At 67.5% G+C, this 16075-nt stretch carries 17 protein-coding genes and 1 tRNA gene; 11 read left to right on the top strand and 7 right to left on the bottom strand.

Features of this window, described 5'->3' with window-relative positions; all coding sequences use genetic code 11:
* The first annotated feature begins 16 nt into the window (after positions 1 to 16).
* Positions 17 to 718 (top strand): MspA family porin, encoded by a 702-nt coding sequence (locus QM841_RS07920; protein WP_283331514.1) that lies wholly within the window; start codon positions 17 to 19, stop codon positions 716 to 718.
* 67 nt (positions 719 to 785) lie between these two features.
* Here QM841_RS07920 and mscL read toward each other — a convergent pair whose 3' ends face one another.
* From mscL to QM841_RS07900, 4 genes are all read right to left on the bottom strand, one after another.
* Positions 786 to 1253 (bottom strand): large conductance mechanosensitive channel protein MscL, encoded by a 468-nt coding sequence (gene mscL / locus QM841_RS07915; protein WP_009478887.1) that lies wholly within the window; start codon positions 1251 to 1253, stop codon positions 786 to 788.
* A gap of 82 nt (positions 1254 to 1335) precedes the next feature.
* A complete protein-coding gene (locus QM841_RS07910; RefSeq protein ID WP_283331513.1) occupies positions 1336 to 2049 on the bottom strand; it encodes an SAF domain-containing protein in 714 nt (237 codons plus the stop codon).
* Positions 2050 to 2146: 97 nt separating this feature from the next.
* Positions 2147 to 2455, bottom strand: coding sequence for an FmdB family zinc ribbon protein (locus tag QM841_RS07905; RefSeq protein ID WP_005238679.1), 309 nt, complete (start codon positions 2453 to 2455; stop codon positions 2147 to 2149).
* A gap of 103 nt (positions 2456 to 2558) precedes the next feature.
* Complete coding sequence (locus QM841_RS07900; RefSeq protein ID WP_280785096.1) at positions 2559 to 3137, bottom strand: 5-formyltetrahydrofolate cyclo-ligase; 579 nt, start codon at positions 3135 to 3137, stop codon at positions 2559 to 2561.
* A 105-nt stretch (positions 3138 to 3242) separates the two neighbouring features.
* Between QM841_RS07900 and QM841_RS07895 the strand changes: the two genes are divergently transcribed.
* The 8 genes from QM841_RS07895 (at position 3243) to QM841_RS07860 (ending at position 10250) form a co-directional block, all read left to right on the top strand.
* Positions 3243 to 4163: a UTP--glucose-1-phosphate uridylyltransferase gene (locus QM841_RS07895; RefSeq protein ID WP_009478891.1), complete on the top strand. Its 921-nt coding sequence runs from the start codon at positions 3243 to 3245 to the stop codon at positions 4161 to 4163.
* Positions 4164 to 4184: 21 nt separating this feature from the next.
* Positions 4185 to 5444: a molybdotransferase-like divisome protein Glp gene (glp, locus tag QM841_RS07890; protein WP_005238688.1), complete on the top strand. Its 1260-nt coding sequence runs from the start codon at positions 4185 to 4187 to the stop codon at positions 5442 to 5444.
* 25 nt (positions 5445 to 5469) lie between these two features.
* Positions 5470 to 6105 (top strand): GNAT family N-acetyltransferase, encoded by a 636-nt coding sequence (locus QM841_RS07885; RefSeq protein WP_011597779.1) that lies wholly within the window; start codon positions 5470 to 5472, stop codon positions 6103 to 6105.
* A gap of 274 nt (positions 6106 to 6379) precedes the next feature.
* Positions 6380 to 7120 (top strand): divisome protein SepX/GlpR, encoded by a 741-nt coding sequence (gene sepX / locus QM841_RS07880; protein WP_280785094.1) that lies wholly within the window; start codon positions 6380 to 6382, stop codon positions 7118 to 7120.
* Between the two features lie 97 nt (positions 7121 to 7217).
* Positions 7218 to 7293, top strand: a tRNA-Ala gene (locus QM841_RS07875).
* Positions 7294 to 7837: 544 nt separating this feature from the next.
* The gene (locus tag QM841_RS07870; RefSeq protein WP_283331512.1) at positions 7838 to 8734 is read left to right on the top strand and encodes a cell surface protein; all 897 of its coding nucleotides are present in this window, start codon (positions 7838 to 7840) and stop codon (positions 8732 to 8734) included.
* A gap of 2 nt (positions 8735 to 8736) precedes the next feature.
* Complete coding sequence (locus QM841_RS07865; RefSeq protein WP_011597782.1) at positions 8737 to 9237, top strand: ImmA/IrrE family metallo-endopeptidase; 501 nt, start codon at positions 8737 to 8739, stop codon at positions 9235 to 9237.
* A complete protein-coding gene (locus tag QM841_RS07860) occupies positions 9237 to 10250 on the top strand; it encodes a hypothetical protein (protein WP_283331511.1) in 1014 nt (337 codons plus the stop codon). Before QM841_RS07865 ends, QM841_RS07860 begins: the two co-directional genes overlap by 1 nt.
* A 14-nt stretch (positions 10251 to 10264) precedes the next feature.
* Here QM841_RS07860 and QM841_RS07855 read toward each other — a convergent pair whose 3' ends face one another.
* Together QM841_RS07855 and QM841_RS07850 are read right to left on the bottom strand one after the other, a co-directional pair.
* Entirely contained in the window at positions 10265 to 11683 is a 1419-nt protein-coding gene (locus QM841_RS07855; RefSeq protein WP_283331510.1) for a glucose-6-phosphate dehydrogenase, read from the bottom strand.
* Between the two features lie 132 nt (positions 11684 to 11815).
* Complete coding sequence (locus tag QM841_RS07850; RefSeq protein WP_005238699.1) at positions 11816 to 12232, bottom strand: helix-turn-helix domain-containing protein; 417 nt, start codon at positions 12230 to 12232, stop codon at positions 11816 to 11818.
* 644 nt (positions 12233 to 12876) lie between these two features.
* Between QM841_RS07850 and QM841_RS07845 the strand changes: the two genes are divergently transcribed.
* Positions 12877 to 13020, top strand: coding sequence for a hypothetical protein (locus QM841_RS07845; protein ID WP_005561362.1), 144 nt, complete (start codon positions 12877 to 12879; stop codon positions 13018 to 13020).
* A gap of 140 nt (positions 13021 to 13160) precedes the next feature.
* The gene (locus QM841_RS07840) at positions 13161 to 14000 is read left to right on the top strand and encodes an SDR family oxidoreductase (protein ID WP_005255390.1); all 840 of its coding nucleotides are present in this window, start codon (positions 13161 to 13163) and stop codon (positions 13998 to 14000) included.
* A 3-nt stretch (positions 14001 to 14003) separates the two neighbouring features.
* Here QM841_RS07840 and QM841_RS07835 read toward each other — a convergent pair whose 3' ends face one another.
* A complete protein-coding gene (locus QM841_RS07835; RefSeq protein ID WP_283331509.1) occupies positions 14004 to 16049 on the bottom strand; it encodes an ABC transporter ATP-binding protein in 2046 nt (681 codons plus the stop codon).
* Between the last annotated feature and the right edge of the window lie 26 nt (positions 16050 to 16075).

The raw sequence follows: 16075 nt of genomic DNA, 5'->3' as shown, positions 1-16075 counted from the left end.
ACCCTAGAGGGGAACAATGAACAGCAAGACCCTGCGCCACGGCGCCAAGGCTGCCGGCGTGGTCGCCGCGGCCACCGTCGCGATCGGCCTTTTCTCCACCGGTGCGGCCAACGCCGACACCTTCGTTCCGTTGCAGGACGGGACCGTCACCCAGACGCTGCTCGACGGCACCGTGGTGACCGTGCGTCAGACCGGAAACACCGCGAACATCAGCCCGTCGATGGGTTCGACCCCGCTGCACCGCAACGTGTGGGCGTCGGGCACCATCGACGTCTCCATCGACGGCGGCACCGCCAAGGGTGGCACCATCGATGCCGGTTACATCGTGGCGTGCCAGCTGAACTTCGGTGGCTCCGTCAACGGCGAAGCCGGTGCCAGCCTGACGCCGTCCGAGGTCATCGGTGCAGCTACCGGCGGCCCTGCCGCCTCGATTCCGGCCGAGGGTGGTGCCGGTAGCGGCATCACGATCGGCCCCGGCCAGGCCACCAACGTGCCGATCCTCGACATCGAGTACGAAGACGACTACGGCTCCGAGGCTCACAAGAGCAGCTTCAAGTTCACCGGCAAGAGCGGTGGCTTCACGTACTCGGACGAGACGTTCGGTGTCTCCGGTTGCGCCGGCTACGCGCAGGCTCGCTCCTACGCCAAGGTCACCGTTTCGACCGACTCGGTCGACGGCACCGTCACCCTGTGGGGACAGCCCTTCAGCCTCGGCTGATAATTCGTTCCACCATGACTCCGGGCCCGTGCACGCAGCTGCTGCACGGGCCCGGAGTCGTCGGAAGCTATTCGCGGGTCTGCTCGAGGTTCGCGGCCTTGTCCGCGGTCATCGCGTGCGCTCCGTCGGGACTCGCTGTCGCGCCGTTGGTTTCAAGGCTCGATTCGAGGATGTCGCGGATCTGGATCAGCAGGTCGGCCTCGCTGGCCTTCTTGTCTGCGGGCTCGGTGATGAATCGCTTCTTCGCGGCGTTGGCCGGGACGATCAGAATGAAGTACACGACCGCGGCGATGATCACGAAGTTGATCACGGCCGTGATGACGGCGCCGATGTTGATGAAGGTGGCCGGGTTGTCGGAGAGGATCTGGTAACCCCAGCCCAGATCGTTGGCGCCGCCCGCAACGGCGATCAACGGATTGATCACGTTGTTGGTGAACGCTGTGACGATGGCGGTGAACGCGGCTCCGACTACGACCGCGACGGCGAGGTCGAGGACATTCCCCCGGAGCAGGAAGTCCTTGAATCCCTTGAGCATGTCGACGTCTCCTCGAGTGGGTGGCAAGTCATCCAGCACTAGTCGGAGAAAAGCCTAGATCAGCGCGGCTCCCCGTGACGGATCACTGAAAGGTCACGGTGATCGCGCTCGTGAGGGATGCCGCGGCCACCGTCGTGGCCTCGGATGCAGGCAGGGCCAGCATCACCACGCGTTCGCGCTGGTCACGTCCGTTCTCGGACGGTGTCACCAACACCACGACGGCGCGGGATGCCAGCACGGTGGCGCCGGAGCGCCGGTCCGGATTCGCTGGTGTGTCGGGGTCGACCGTGAGCACGTCGACGCGATCGCCCTCACGCAGAAGTTCCGTGACAGCGGGGTCGGCGAGCCGGACGGGGACGATCCGGGCGTCGTCCATGCCGGCTGCGGCTGCGGCGAGACGGGGTCCCAGTACCCGGACGTCGGTGAGGGCTTCTCCGGCGCGGGTCGGTCCGGCGAGGGTGCGCCCGTCGACGTCCGCCAGTGCGGTGACGGCACCGTCGGGCAGGGTCCCGGCCTCGAGTTCCACCAGTTCCACGTCGGCGTCCGTGAGAACGATGCCCGGTTGTAGATCCCGGGCGGCCACCACGACCGCGGAGCGGGCGGAATCGGGGTCCCCACGGGCGAGGAGGGCCAATGCGAGGCAGACCAGCGCGGCGGCCAGGACGCGTCTGGCGACGAGGGTGCGGGCCCAACCGGGGTGGGCGAGATCCGACAGCCGGTCGGCCCACGACGGGCTCAGGCTTCGGTGTGCTCGGTTCGACCGGCGGCGACCGGTCGGGACAGGGTCGAACGACATGGTTCGACGCTAGGAGACCGGCGGGCCCGTGGGTATGCCGAAAGGGCCCGCCTGTGGATGGACGAGAAGTTGTGGATAACTCGCGGAAACGCGAGAACTAGCTGGCAGCAGCCTTGGCCGGTGCGGCGGTCGCGGTGCTCGACGAGCTGGACGAGGCCGTCGACGAACTTTCCGACTTCGCGGCGGGAGCAGAGTCGGTCTTGGCCGGCTCGCTGGCCGCGCCGGACGTGCCGCGGCTGTCGGTGCGGTAGAAACCACTGCCCTTGAAGACGATGCCGACGGAGTTGAACAGTTTGCGAAGCTTGCCCGAGCATGCGGGGCAGACGGTCAGGGAGTCATCACTGAACGACTGGACGATGTCGAAACGGTTGTCGCATGCCGTGCACGCATATGAATAAGTGGGCACCGGGGTTCCTCCGCACTGTGTAGTCAAACCGCAGGTTTTAGCACTCTACAGTCGACAGTGCCAACAACGCTAATCAGAGAACTATTCCGGGCCGGATACGTTCTCAGTGGTCGCCGAGCGGGACGAGGCCCGATCCGGGGGTGAGTGCCCAACCCATACGTACGTCATGGGGATCCTCGGGCAGCTCGGACACCAGTTCCTCGTCGCGGACCACCGTGATCAGTCGCGCGTCGGCGGCGGCGAGCCCGAGAGTCCGGTCGTAGAAGCCCGCACCGCGGCCGAGTCGCACGCCCCTCCGGTCGACGGCGAGGGCGGGCACGAAAATGGTCCCGGCCGAACGGATCTCGTCGGGCTCCCACACCGGGCCGGTCGGCTCGCGCAGGCCGTAACTCGCGTCGGCGAGACCGTCCGCGCCCGTGAACTCGGACCAGTGGAGCGGGCCCGGATCGCGGGTGACGGGCACGAGGACGCGTCCGGCGACCTGCCGGAGGGCATCGAGAAAGTCCAGTGATCCCGGCTCGAGCGCGGTGGGAACGTAGGCGCAGACGGTGGATCCGCCGGCGATTCCCTGTGTGACGAGTGCGACAAGCGCCCGGTCCTCGGCGGTGCGGAGTTCGGGGGTCAGAGCGCGCCGCCCGGAGAGCACCAGTTGCCGCCACTCGTCCTTCGTTCGTGCGTGCATGCCCCAACCTTAGAGCCGACCGGCGAGCGCCCCCGACGGGTTCCGGGAGGTTACTGACAGGATCTTGGTGACTGTCGAGTAGGTCCGCACAGTTATGGTGTGGGCATGACAGACGCCGCACCGCACACCGCCAGCGCCTTTCGCACGGCTGTCGTGCCCGCAGCGGGAATGGGTACGCGATTCCTCCCCGCGACCAAGACCGTGCCGAAAGAGCTGCTCCCGGTCGTGGATACCCCGGGTATCGAACTCGTGGCCGGAGAGGCCGCCGATTCCGGTGCCGGCCGGCTCGTGATCGTGACGTCGCCGGGCAAGGACGGAGTGGTCGCCCACTTCGTCGAGGATCTCGTTCTCGAGAGCAAGCTCGAGGCCAGCGGCAAATATCACCTGCTCGAGAAGGTGCGGAAGGCTCCCGGCCTGCTCGAGGTGGAGTCCGTCGTCCAGGACGAGCCTCTCGGCCTGGGCCACGCGGTCGGCTGCGCGGAGTCGGTCCTCGACGACGACGAGGACGCCATCGCCGTGCTCCTCCCGGACGACCTGGTGATGCCGCGCGGAGTGCTCGAGACGATGTCGCGGGTTCGCCGCAAGCGCGGGGGCACCGTCCTCTGCGCCATCGACGTCCCCAAGGATCAGGTGAGCTCCTACGGCGTCTTCGAGGTCGAGACGGTTCCCGACGCCACCAACCCCGACGTCCTCAAGGTCATCGGCATGGTCGAGAAACCGGCCATCGAGGATGCGCCGTCCACGTTCGCCGCCGCAGGTCGCTACCTCCTCGACCGCGCGATCTTCGATGCGCTGCGGCGGATCGAACCCGGCGCCGGCGGGGAGCTCCAGCTCACCGACGCCATCGCCCTCCTCATCAAGGAAGGCCATCCCGTTCACGTCGTCGTGCACCGAGGCACGAGACACGATCTCGGAAATCCCGGCGGCTACCTCCGTGCTGCGGTTGACTTTGCGTTGGACATGGACGAGTACGGCCCATCGTTGCGCGAATGGCTGATCGACCGATTGAAGCGGACGGATTCCTAGAGAAGCTCGGGAGGCAAGAACTTGCGGTCGGTCGAGGAGCAACAGACGATCGTGACCGCGGCCGCAGTGGCGCCGCGGCCGGTCCGTGTGGCGATCTCCGAAGCCCAGGGGCTGCTGTGCGCTGAAGAGGTGGTCACCGAGCGTCCGCTTCCCGGTTTCGACCAGGCCGCGATCGACGGCTATGCCGTCCGTAGCGTCGACGTCCAGGCCGCCGGAACCGACATCCGGGACGACGACGGTGCGCCCGTCGAACTGTCGCTACCCGTGGTCGGTGAGGTCACGGCCGGTTCGCGGCAGCCGATCCGGCTGCAGCCGCGTCAGGCCGTCAAGGTCGACACGGGGGCACCTCTCCCGACACTCGCCGACGCCGTCCTTCCGCTCGACCGCACGGACGGCGGCCGGGCCCGCGTCAAGATCTACAAACCGGTCCGCTCCGGCGACTACGTGCGCCGGGCCGGCGACGACGTGCAGCCCGGAGACGTCGCGGTCCGTGCAGGCACCATCATCGGAGCCGCGCAGGTGGGGTTGCTGGCGGCGGTGGGCCGCGACAAGGTGCTCGTGCACCCCCGTCCCCGGCTGTCCGTCATCTCGGTCGGCGGCGAACTCGTCGACGTCGACCGGACCCCCGGTCCCGGCCAGGTCTACGACGTCAACTCCTACGCGCTGGCCGCCGCCGCCCGCGACGCAGGCGCCGACGTCAACCGGGTCGGTATCGCGAACGCCGACGCCCGTCGCCTGCGCGAGGTGGTGGAGGGTCAGCTGATCCGTTCCGAGATCGTCGTCATCGCGGGTGCCGTCGGTGGCGGCGCCTCCGAGGACGTGCGGGACGCACTCGCCGACCTCGGCAACCTCGAGGTGGACCGGGTCGCGATGCATCCGGGATCGGTCCAGGGTTTCGGTCAGCTGGGCCGGGACGAGGTCCCGACGTTCCTGCTCCCGTCCAACCCGGTGAGCGCTCTCGTGGTGTTCGAGGTGATGGTGCGCCCACTGATCCGCATCGCGCTGGGGCGCAGGCAGCCGATGCGACGCGTCGTCACCGCCCGCACCGTCGCACCGATCACGTCCATCGAGCACCGCAAGGGTTTTCTCCGCGGTCAACTCATGCGCGACGAGGCCACGGGGGAGTACCTCGTCCAAGCTCTCGGCGGGGCGCCGGGCGCGTCCTCGCACCTGCTTGCGACGTTGGCCGAGGCCAACTGCCTGGTCCTCATCGACCCCGAGATCACCGAGGTCCGGACCGGTGACCAGGTGGACGTGGCCTTCCTGGCGCAGCGGGGCTGATGGCACCGCGACAGTGTGAGACGGGATGACACAGCATCCGGGTTGGCCGCCGCATCTCGGGCCCCTGCGCGTGAAGGGCGGCGTCGTCACCGTGCGCGCCATCAGGTTGCGTGACGCGTCGGCGTGGAGCCGTCTGCGCACCCGCGACCGCGCGCACCTCGAACCGTGGGAACCGACCGGGGAGGCGCCCTGGGAAGCGCGCCACCATATTTCGGGATGGCCCGGACTGTGCAGCAGTTTGCGTTCGGAGGCCAGGAAGGGCCGCATGCTGCCGATGGCCATCGAACTCGACGGCAATTTCTGCGGCCAGATCACGATCGGCAACGTGGTGCGGGGTGCACTGCGCTCCGCCTGGATCGGTTACTGGGTGGCCAGCGACGTCAACGGACTCGGGGTGGCCACCGGCGCGCTCGCGCTGGGGCTCGATCATGCCTTCGGACCCGTGGGGTTGCACCGCGTGGAGGCCACCGTGCGTCCGGAGAACCTGGCGAGCCAGGCGGTGCTGCGCAACGTCGGCTTCCGCGAGGAGGGTCTCCTCAAGCGCTACCTGGATGTCGACGGGCAGTGGCGCGACCACATTCTGGTCGGCATGACCGTCGAGGACGTGCCCGGCACGGTGGCGGATTCGCTCGTGCGGAGTGGCAAAGCCACTTGGGGCTGACCGCCGAAGCGGACATGGACAAACGTCCAGCTATGCGGCAGTTATCTCACGGTATCAAAGCTTCCTGACCGGGGCTCCGCTTTCGGCGAGTCTTTGCCGGATCGTTCCCTCTGCCCTTTCGGGGCATGTCGAGCACCACATTTTCGCGTTACGCATGTGACACCTGAGTATGGTGAGATCGGCGCGTCTGCGAAGATGTGCGTGTTCATGCGGTTAGCCTGGGTGGGTCAACAGCGGTATCCATGCTGGTAGACGATTGGGAGGAGGTCGCCGTATGCCGAACTCGTTTCTCTGGATCGGGCTCGTCGTCGTGTGGCTCTTCGTCCTGGTCCCGATGCTGGTGAACAACCGCCCCCGGATTCGGCAAACCAGTGACGCAGCACTCGCGACGCGCGTGCTGCACCGCGGTGACGAACGTCCCGTGCAGCGTGGACCCGCGGCTGGACACCGCAGCGACCCGTACTGGCAACCGGAACCGGACCACTACGGCTACGACGCGGAGGACCTTGTGGACACTCACGCAGAGGAAGACGAGTTCGACGGTGAGCGGGCACCGGTCGGTGAGTACGTACCGGTGCGCCGGGGGCGTGGCGGCTTCGATCCGGAGGCCGACGCGATCGCGCGCGAGGCCCGGTATGCATTTCGTCAGCGGTCGGTTCTCGGCCTGGTGTTCGCCACGATCATGTCGGCGGCCCTCGGGCTGATCATCTCCCCACTGATGTGGTGGGCGTTCGCGGCCGGTGTGGTGGGCCTGTTCGGCTATTTGGCGTATCTGCGCCGGCAGGTTCAGATCGAGCAGGAGATCCGTCGCCGGCGGACCGCGCGTCTCAACCGGTCGCGGTTGGGTGTCGAGTCCCGCAGTGACGAGGAACTCCGTCTCATCCCGGCCCGATTGCGGCGTCCGGGCGCCGTCGTCCTCGAAGTAGACGACGAGGACCCCGAATTCGACCATCTCGAACACTTCGACGACGCGCCGATGCAGCAGGCCACGATGCGCCGGGCTGCCGGTGAGTAGCCGGGCGAATCGGGCCGAAAGCCACGTCGGTGTAGGCGATTCGCTCCCGCCGCTGGTGGCCTGCTACAGTTTGCCGAGCGGATCGCAGGATCCGCACGGGGCTGTGGCGCAGTTGGTAGCGCGCTTCGTTCGCATCGAAGAGGTCAGGGGTTCGATTCCCCTCAGCTCCACCACAGAAGAGGCACTCACTCCATCCGGAGAGGGTGCCTCTTCTGCATTCCGGCCCAGGTGAGCGCCGCCGTCAGGGGTGCGAGAGCGTGGCGCCGCGCGAATGCTCGGCTCTTGGATTTGCCAAAAGGTAACTGAATGCTGTGTACTGTCCGTAGGTCATCAAGGGGTCGATCGCACGGGGTGGAAATACATGCAGGCAATGGACAAGATCTCGAAGTTCTTGGAGCCGGCGACGGTGGTCGCGACCATCACCGCGACGATGTTGCTGGTGAACGTCCTGTGAACTCCGGCCGACCAACCGACGTCGCGAGGGCCGCGTCGGAGACGCCGACCTTCCGCTGACCGATCAGCACCTCCAGGCCACTACGCCGAACCCGTAGGGGTTCTCGGAAGCTGCTCGAGTCCCACCTGGCTCGGGCACCGCTGGTGGTGCCGGTTCCCCGACACCGGCACCACCAGCACCTCCACTCGATTCGCTCGATACCATGACAGCGGCGACGTCGCCGTCGACGTGGTGTCGTGTCGTGAATACGAGGGGGGTGCACAGTGAGCGCGCGTCGTGTTGTTCGAAGGCTGACCATGGTCGGACTGGCGCTGGCCTTCTTGTCCGGGCTCGGCTGGGTCACCGTCTCGGTGTTCCCGTCCGACGCCTCCGCCGACCCCCAGTACAACGACTGCGCCAGTAGTCGTTGCGACGACGGTTCCTCGGAGTCTCCCGGCGGCGGAACGCCTCGGCATCCTCATCCGCCGTGTGAGAGTCGTCGCGGCTGCGGCGGAGAGCCCAGCGAGACACGGGAACCGAGCGAGACACGGGAACCCAGCGAGACCGGGAAGCCCAGCGAGACCACGGAACCGTCCGAGACCACGCAACCGTCCGAGACCGCCGAACCGACGGAGACGCCGACACCTTCGACATCACGGGTCGTGGTCGCTCCGCCCCGTCCGATCACGTTGCCGCCGGTGGGCGAACCGAACATCGCGCGCCCGGACACGTCGGGGGACGACGACTCCGGAAACGATTCGGGGTCCGATGCTGCTGAAGCCGCCCCGGGCTCCGAGGATCCTGCCGCACCCCCGGCGTCCGGGGGAGCGCCGGCCGGAGGTTCCGGTTCCGGAGCCGCCGCGGCAGCCCCGGGGGTGAGTGGTCCCGCGGATTCCGCACCTCAGGATCGGCCCGCCGGGGAGACCCCGAGCGGCGACGGACCGTCGCCCGCTGCGGGGGCACCGGCCCAGGACGATCCGGCCGCCGCGCCGCCGGGAATGGTTCCTGTGGTCCACAGTGAGCCGTTGCCTGCGATCACCGTTCTCGGTGGGGTCGGCGTGTTGTTGTGCTGCGCCGGCGGGGCGGGTGCGCTGACCTTCAAGGGTGCTCGCGCACAACAGGCGCGCATCGCGGCCGCGCGGGCGGAATTCTTCCCGCCCGCTTCGAGTGGAGGGATGTAGTCGTGGGGGCGAACAGATCTCATCGTCGGGTCGCGGCAGCCGTGGATGCGGTGTGTGACGCGGCGGCCCGGGCCGAAGCCGTGTCACTCCGGCACGTGGTGGACGCGGTGGCCCGCGAACGGCAGCGTCCCATCGAACTCGATTTCACGAAGCCGATGGCGCCCGGTGTGTGCGGCCAGAGGCGCGCGTACCCGGACCGGGACGTGATCGTGCTGGCGCCGGGCCTGCCCGACCTCGACCGCACGCTTGCGCATGAGCTGGGTCACATCGTGTTTCGACACGAAGGAGCCGAGATCGTCGCCGCGACGCTCGAAGCCGGTGACGATCTGATCGCCTACATGCTCAGCCAGCGGTCGCGACGGCGGGGAGACGAGCAGCCGTCCGACGAGGTGGCCGAGTGGGAAGCCGAAACGTTCGCGTCGATGCTGCTCATCCGGTTGAACACGATGCAGGGCCGCGGAACTCCCGTGTCCGTGCTCCGCTACGACGAGGCGATCGGCTGATGGGCTGGCTGGTTGCGCTCGTCGTCTGGACTGCCGCGGGTGCCCGGATCGGCCGGGTCGCCGCGCGTCAGCCGACGCCGCTGCGCGTCGCGATGGTGGTGGCCGTCTCCAGCGCGGCCCTCGCGTCCACGTTGGCCGTACCGGATGTCGCCGGGCGCCTCGACACCGTGGCCCCGGCTGTCGGGCTGTCGGAGATCATCCTCGAACTGGCGTGGACGCTGTTCGCCGCCGCGAGCGCGGTCGGCGCGATCTCCGTGTGGCCGATACTCCCACGTCCTGCGCTGCGTGCCGTCGCCGTGGTCGTCTACACCGTGGCCATCGTGCTCGGAATCGGGCTTGCCGGTGGATATCCCGTTCCTGCGCTGGTGTTCATCGTGATCGCGCTGACCGCGGTGGTCGTGACCGGGGTCCGGCACGTCGCGTGGACACCGCTCGGCCGCGGAATCTCACTGATCGTGGTCGGATCGGCGATCGTCCTGGCTGCGGCGGCCGTCGGACTGGTGCGTGAGGTGTCGGGCGAGACGTGGGCCGTCGGCTCCTCGCCGGCGTACACCGTCGCGGCCGTGATCGTCTCGGTCGGCACCGTCTGGGTGCTCGTCGAAACCTGGTTCCGCGCCCGGCAGGACCTGCGCCGCACGGACACACTGCATTCGGTGCTCGTTTCACGGTTCCCCGAAGTGGTCGAGGGCGACGGCAAGGGGAGCACGACCGTCCTCCGCGCCTCCGACGCCGTCGCACACGTCATGGATGCGCTGTACCTACAGGCGGGCGCGGGCATGCTCGACACGGAGGAACAGGAGCTTCCGGAATCGGCCGCCGAACGCGCCCGGATTCTCGCCCGCTGGATCGACGACCCGGTCGCCTCGGACGTCCTCGACACCGAGTGGATCGCGCCGCCCCAGGGTATGTCGCCGCGCCGATGGGTGCTCGATCTGGCGGACGCGTACGCCGACTTCCGGAACTCGGCCCCGGTGCCTGCGAAAGCGGACACCGTCGAATCGGCTGCGGAATAGTCTTCAGCCGCCGGTCAGTCCGGCGAACCGGTGACGAGCCACCCGCAGGGCGAGGCGAGGTCTTCGGCCTCCGGCGGTCCCATGGATCCCGCGGGATACGGCTTGGCCGGGGGAGGGTCACGCAGCAGTGCGTCGGCGACGGTCCAGACGTGCGCCAAGCCGTCGGGGCGCGTGAACAGTGACCGGTCGCCGTGCAGGACGTCGAGGATGAGCCGCGAATACGGTGCGAGGGCGTGGGCGAGCGGCACCGTGTCGAGGGGCAGACCCAGGTGGCCCACCGTCAGGCTGTCGTCGGGTCCGGGTTCCTTGACCACCATGGAGATGTCGATCTCGCCGTCCCCGGACAGATCGAACGTCAGGACGGCACCGTCCGGCGGAATGTCCGTGAGCGGGCCACGGGGACTTCGGAAGACGAGGCTGACCCGTTGCCGGCTGACACCCAGCATCTTTCCGGTCCGGAGGAGGAACGGCACCCCACGCCAGCGGTCCGTGTCGACCCACAGCCGTGCGGCGACGAACGTCTCCGTCGTCGAATCGTCCGCGACACCGTCGACGTCGCGGTACCCCTCGTACTGGCCGAGCACCACGTCGGCCGTGTCGAGGGGACGGAACGCCCCGATCACGGATTCGCGGGCGGATTGGAGATCGTCGGCGCCCAACGTTTCCGGGGGCTCCATCGCGATCTCGGCGGCGACCTGGAACAGGTGTGTCACCAGCATGTCCAGGACAGCTCCGGTGGCGTCGTAGAACCGGGCGCGGTCGTCGATGTCGAGCGTCTCGGGCACGTCGATCTGCACCTGCTCGACGTGTTCCCGGTTCCAGACGCCCTCGATCAGCCCGTTGGCGAAGCGCAGGATGTGCAGATTCTGGGTGCTCTCCTTGCCGAGGAAATGATCGATTCGATAGATCTGCTTCTCGTCGAGGACATGGTGCACGGCTTCGTCGAGTTCGGTGAACGCCTCCTGGGACGTCCCGAACGGCTTCTCGTACACGACACGTGCGCCACGGGCCAGGTCGTGAGCGCCGAGCGCGCGGGTGGTCTCGGCGAACGTGCTGGGTGGCAGGGCCAGGTAGTGCACCATCTGTGCGTCTGCCGCGTCGAGATCTTCCCGCGCCTGCCGAACGGCCGCGGGGAGCGTTCCCGGGTTGTCCGGGGTGAAACCGCCGCCGGCGAATCTCAGCCGCCGGGCGAACGTCTCCCAGTCGGTGTCGTCGTGCGGCACTCCGAACTGGTTCACGACGTCGCGCACGTGGTCGCGGAACTGATCGTCGGATACGTTGCCCCGGCCGGTGCCGATCAGCATCCACTCGGAGTTCAGGAGCCCTGATCGAGCGAGCTGGAAGAACGCGGGGAGGACCATGCGTTTGGACAGGTCCCCGGTGGCACCGAAGAGGACGAAGATCGTGGGACCGAGCTGCGGTCTGTCAACCATTGCTCCATCATGCGCCACGTGAGCACACCGGGCAGGGCATTCCGGCGGTGTCGTCGGGTGCGCCCGGTGACTTCTACCCGGACGTCGGGTGCGACCTGCGGCGAACTCGTTGCCGCCCAACGACTCCGGTGGTCAGCGGGACGCGTCCGGTGGGACCTCCGGCAACCCCTCGCTGGCGCGGAGTTTCTCGGCCATCGTGGTGAGCAGATTCTGCGACTCTTCGGAGAGGTCGAACGCGCGGCTGGAGAGCTTGCGTAGTCCGTATCCCTGGAGTTGCGAGAGAAGCTCGAGATCGTGGTCGATCTTCGCGGCGTAGATGTCGTTGAAGAAGTAGTCGGGCTTCACCTTGAAGAAGCGGGCAAATGCCGCGACCGTCTCGTCGGAGGGGTTGGTGCGTTGTCCCGACCGGAGCTGGGAGATGTAGGGCTTCGAGATCTGATGTCCGTCTGCGATGAGTGCCGCCGCGACCTCGGCGTTGGTATGCGGTTTACGTCCCGGAGGGTGGACCGTGTCGAAGAGCTTGTTCAACCGCGCAGCAAAATCTGCCATTGTGAGCCGCCGGGTCCTCTCTCGTGCGGGCGTCAGTCGTGTGAACGACACCGTACCATGATGATAACCGATTGATAACTCACAGACATAGAGGCAAAACGTCGTCCGCCGACTCCGTGCTTATCTCATATATGTTTCAACGATCGCCTGTTCGTCGCTCGCTGATCGCCGACATTTCGGGCGCCCTCTGTGCTTGTCACGCACGTTCTACCGTTGAAAGTTCAAGAGAGGCGCGGACGTGGGCTGAAGGGAGCGCGCCGGGCTGGTTGCGGTTGCCGAGCCGATTGCGTGGTTGCTCTTTCAATCACTGAGAGTTAGCTGGCAACGTCGCAGGGGTGTGCGCCGGGAGGCCGTGGCGCCTATAGTCCCAGTTCAGCGCCATTGTGTTGCGTTGCGCATCGCAACGTGGCGAGGTCGCTCGCGGCCCGCGGGGCCTCGTGAACACTACTGTGAAGTAGTGGCATCCGCACGGGCGCCGGGCCGCGCGCCCCCGATCCGCGTCACGGCCGCCGCGTGCCCTTCACGAGTCCGCCCCGCCTGGTTGGACGAGTGTCCAGCTCAGCCGGGGTTTTGCCGCTCCGGGGCGCCCCCCGAGTCTGGCCAAATCTGAAGCCGTCGGGGATGATTGTGATATGGAACACAGAATGAGTGACGCCGAGCTTCGGAAGGCGATTCGAGTTCTGCGCGAGCGCGCCGACGACGCCCGGCACCGAGGAAACGACGACGACGCCAACGGAATCGAGAGGACGATTCGTACCTATCAGGAAGAAATGACCCAGCGGTTGTGAACCGTCACGGACCGGCCCGGGGAGGGCCGGTTCGCGTTTTTCCTCGGGAAAGGCACCCCTGCAGTTGCGTGCGCGCAATCAGATTGCGTGCGTAGACTTCCAGCCGACACGGATCGGTGACGACGGGGGCGCGCACGGCTATGGCGATCAAGACGCTGGACGGCAAGAAGTGCCTGATCACGGGTGCAGGTAGCGGGATCGGGCAGGCGACCGCCCTGGCGGCCGCGGCGGAAGGCGCCGAACTCTTCCTCACCGACATCAACGAGGTCGGCCTGGCACAGACGGTCGAACAAGTCGGCAGCCGCGGGGGCACCGTCAGTTTCTCGCGTGCCCTCGACGTGTCCGACTACGACGCCGTCGCCGCATTCGCCGCCGATGTCCACGATCAGTTCGGCAGCCTCGACGTCGTCATGAACGTCGCCGGCATCTCCGCGTGGGGGACGGTCGAGAATCTCGAACACCGCCATTGGAAGTCCATGGTGGACGTCAATCTGATGGGCCCGATCCACATCATCGAGAGTTTCCTGCCCCCGATGGTGCGGGCGGGACGCGGCGGTCACCTGGTCAACGTCTCTTCCGCCGCCGGTCTGCTGGCGTTGCCGTGGCATGCGGCCTACAGCGCAAGCAAATTCGGGCTTCGCGGCGTGTCCGAGGTTCTGCGGTTCGATCTCAAACGGCACGGCATCGGCGTGAGCCTCGTGGTTCCCGGCGCGGTCAAGACGCCGCTGGTGGGCACGGTCGAGATCGCCGGGGTCGATCGCGACGACCCGCGCATCCAGAAGGCCATCCACCGCTTCGAGAAGCGGGCCGTCACGCCCGAGAAGGTCGCGTCCTGCATCATCGCCGGCATCAAGAAGGACCGGTACCTGGTGTACACGTCGCCGGACATCCGGTTCGGCTACTGGTGGGCCCGCAAGTTCTCGCCGCCGTACGACTTCGTGATGCAGAGGGCCAACGACCAGTTCAGCAAGTTCCTGTAGGAGCTAGAACTCTCCGCCCCGACCGGGGGCGCTCGGGGCCAGCACCGTCCCGTCGGTGAATCGGACGCCGTCGGTGCACCGGCACTCGACCTGCCCGCCGCCGAACTGCTCGGCGTGGAGCCGCGCGTACAACCCTTGCCGTGCAAGGAGTTCGGTGTGCGTTCCGCGTTCGATCAACGTTCCCTCGTCGATCACGAAGATCACGTCGGCGTGCTGAATGGTGGACAGCCGGTGGGCGATCGCGAGGGTGGTGCGTCCGCGCATCACCTCACCGAGTGCCCGCTGGACGAGTCGCTCGGAAACCGTGTCGAGTGCGGACGTCGCCTCGTCGAGGATCAAGACACGGGGGTTCTTCAGCAGCACCCGCGCGATGGCCAATCGCTGTTTCTCGCCACCGGACAGGCGGAATCCTCGTTCGCCCACCAGAGTGTCGTATCCGTCGTCGAATCCGAGGATGCGGTCGTGAATGTTGGCGGCCGCCGCGGCGGCCTGCAGTTCGGCATCGGTCGCGTCCGGTTTGGCGTATCGAAGGTTGTCGGCGATCGAGGCGTGGAACAGATACGGGTCCTGGGTAACCATTCCGACCGCCTCGGCGAGCGAGCTCATGGTCAGGTCGCGCACGTCGTAGCCGTCGACGCGGACGGCGCCACTGTCCACCTCGTGCAGGCGCGGGACGAGATAACAGAGCGTGGTCTTGCCTGCGCCGGACGGCCCGACGAAGGCGGCGAGCTGACCCGGCTCGATCTCCAGGGACGTGCCCGCCACCGCCCAGCGCCGGCTGCGACGTTCCGCCGGTTCGGTGTCGGGCGCCACCGCGGCCGGGAAGCGAGGAGCGACGGTCGTGACGCCGCGCATGCCGCCCCCACCGCCGCGCCCCAGGCTGCGCAGTGCCACCGGGTCGGGGTCGGCGGTGGCAAGCCGGACGGGCGCGGGATACGCGAAGTACACGTCGTCCAACTCCACCCGTCCGGGGGAGTCCGCGGGCAACTCGACGGCGTCCGGGCGGTTCACGATCGCGGGTTGCAGGTCGAGGTACTCGAAGATGCGGCGGAACAACGCCATCGACGTCTGGACGTCGAGGGTGACCCGCATCAGCGAGACCAACGGTTGCAGCAGCCTGGCCTGCAGGGTCGAGAACGCGACGAGTGTGCCCGCCGAGAGCGCCGCGGAACCGCCGCTGACGAGATACCCCGCCAGCAGGTAGACGAGTGCGGGAGTGATCGCCATGAACGAGCTGACGACGGCGAAGAAGCCCTGACCCGTCATGGCCTGCCGCACCTGCAGTTCGGTCTGCCGCGCGTTCTCGATCCGATACCGGTCGAGTTCGGTGTCGGCCTGGTTGAACACCTTCGTCAGCAGAACACCCGAGACGCTCAGCGCCTCCTCGGTGATTGCGGTCATGTCCGACAACGACTCCTGCGTCTTGCGCGCCAGAACCCGTCGCCGGGCGCCGACCCGTCGCTGCAGGTAGATGAAGCCGGGGAGCAGTGCGACCGCAAGAAGCGTCAGCTGCCACGACAGCAGCAGCATCGCGATGAGGGACGCGGTCACGGTCACGACGTTCGACAGGATGCTCGACGCCGTGGACGTGAGGACCGACCGCACCCCACCGACGTCGTTGGCCAGACGCGATTGGATCGAGCCGGTCTTGGTCGACGTGAAGAACGCCAGTTCCATCTTTTCGAGGTGGGCGAACAGACGCTCCCGCAGATCCGCCATCGACAGGTTGCCGACCTTGGTGGTGAGGTAGCTCTGGCCGACGCCGATCAGCGAACCCGTGAGCGTCACCGCGATCATGGCCACGACCAGCCACAGCAGCAGTGTCAGATGGACACCGCTGCCGTCGGTGGGAAACAGTGCGCGGTCGAACACCGCCTTCGTGAGGAAGGGATTCACGATGCCCAGCAGTGAGGACACGACGATGGCGGCCGCGACGAGCACCAGCCACCCGCGGTAGGGATGCAGGAGCGCCCAGATGCGGGGGAGCAGCGAAGGCTCGGCGGGTGCCTCCGAGGCCTGCTGTGTGGATGTGGGACCGGTCGCGGGCATCTCCCCATCGTGCCCATCCGCCGCGG

The organism is Rhodococcus sp. IEGM 1307 (genome assembly GCF_030056915.1).
In the GTDB taxonomy this organism is placed as follows: domain Bacteria; phylum Actinomycetota; class Actinomycetes; order Mycobacteriales; family Mycobacteriaceae; genus Rhodococcus_F; species Rhodococcus_F opacus_D.
Note: the sequence above shows the minus strand (reverse complement) of the source record. Positions and strands in the feature narration are given on the sequence as shown.

Excerpts from the sequence above, each read along its gene's own strand:
- QM841_RS07835 (WP_283331509.1), bottom strand. The coding sequence starts at position 16,049 with ATGCCCGCGACCGGTCCCACATCCACACAGCAGGCCTCGGAGGCACCC.
- sepX (WP_280785094.1), top strand. The coding sequence starts at position 6,380 with ATGCCGAACTCGTTTCTCTGGATCGGGCTCGTCGTCGTGTGGCTCTTC.
- mscL (WP_009478887.1), bottom strand. The coding sequence starts at position 1,253 with ATGCTCAAGGGATTCAAGGACTTCCTGCTCCGGGGGAATGTCCTCGAC.
- QM841_RS07895 (WP_009478891.1), top strand. The coding sequence starts at position 3,243 with ATGACAGACGCCGCACCGCACACCGCCAGCGCCTTTCGCACGGCTGTC.
- QM841_RS07860 (WP_283331511.1), top strand. The coding sequence starts at position 9,237 with ATGGGCTGGCTGGTTGCGCTCGTCGTCTGGACTGCCGCGGGTGCCCGG.
- QM841_RS07840 (WP_005255390.1), top strand. The coding sequence starts at position 13,161 with ATGGCGATCAAGACGCTGGACGGCAAGAAGTGCCTGATCACGGGTGCA.
- QM841_RS07845 (WP_005561362.1), top strand. The coding sequence starts at position 12,877 with ATGAGTGACGCCGAGCTTCGGAAGGCGATTCGAGTTCTGCGCGAGCGC.
- QM841_RS07850 (WP_005238699.1), bottom strand. The coding sequence starts at position 12,232 with ATGGCAGATTTTGCTGCGCGGTTGAACAAGCTCTTCGACACGGTCCAC.
- QM841_RS07855 (WP_283331510.1), bottom strand. The coding sequence starts at position 11,683 with ATGGTTGACAGACCGCAGCTCGGTCCCACGATCTTCGTCCTCTTCGGT.
- QM841_RS07910 (WP_283331513.1), bottom strand. The coding sequence starts at position 2,049 with ATGTCGTTCGACCCTGTCCCGACCGGTCGCCGCCGGTCGAACCGAGCA.
- QM841_RS07920 (WP_283331514.1), top strand. The coding sequence starts at position 17 with ATGAACAGCAAGACCCTGCGCCACGGCGCCAAGGCTGCCGGCGTGGTC.
- QM841_RS07885 (WP_011597779.1), top strand. The coding sequence starts at position 5,470 with ATGACACAGCATCCGGGTTGGCCGCCGCATCTCGGGCCCCTGCGCGTG.
- QM841_RS07900 (WP_280785096.1), bottom strand. The coding sequence starts at position 3,137 with ATGCACGCACGAACGAAGGACGAGTGGCGGCAACTGGTGCTCTCCGGG.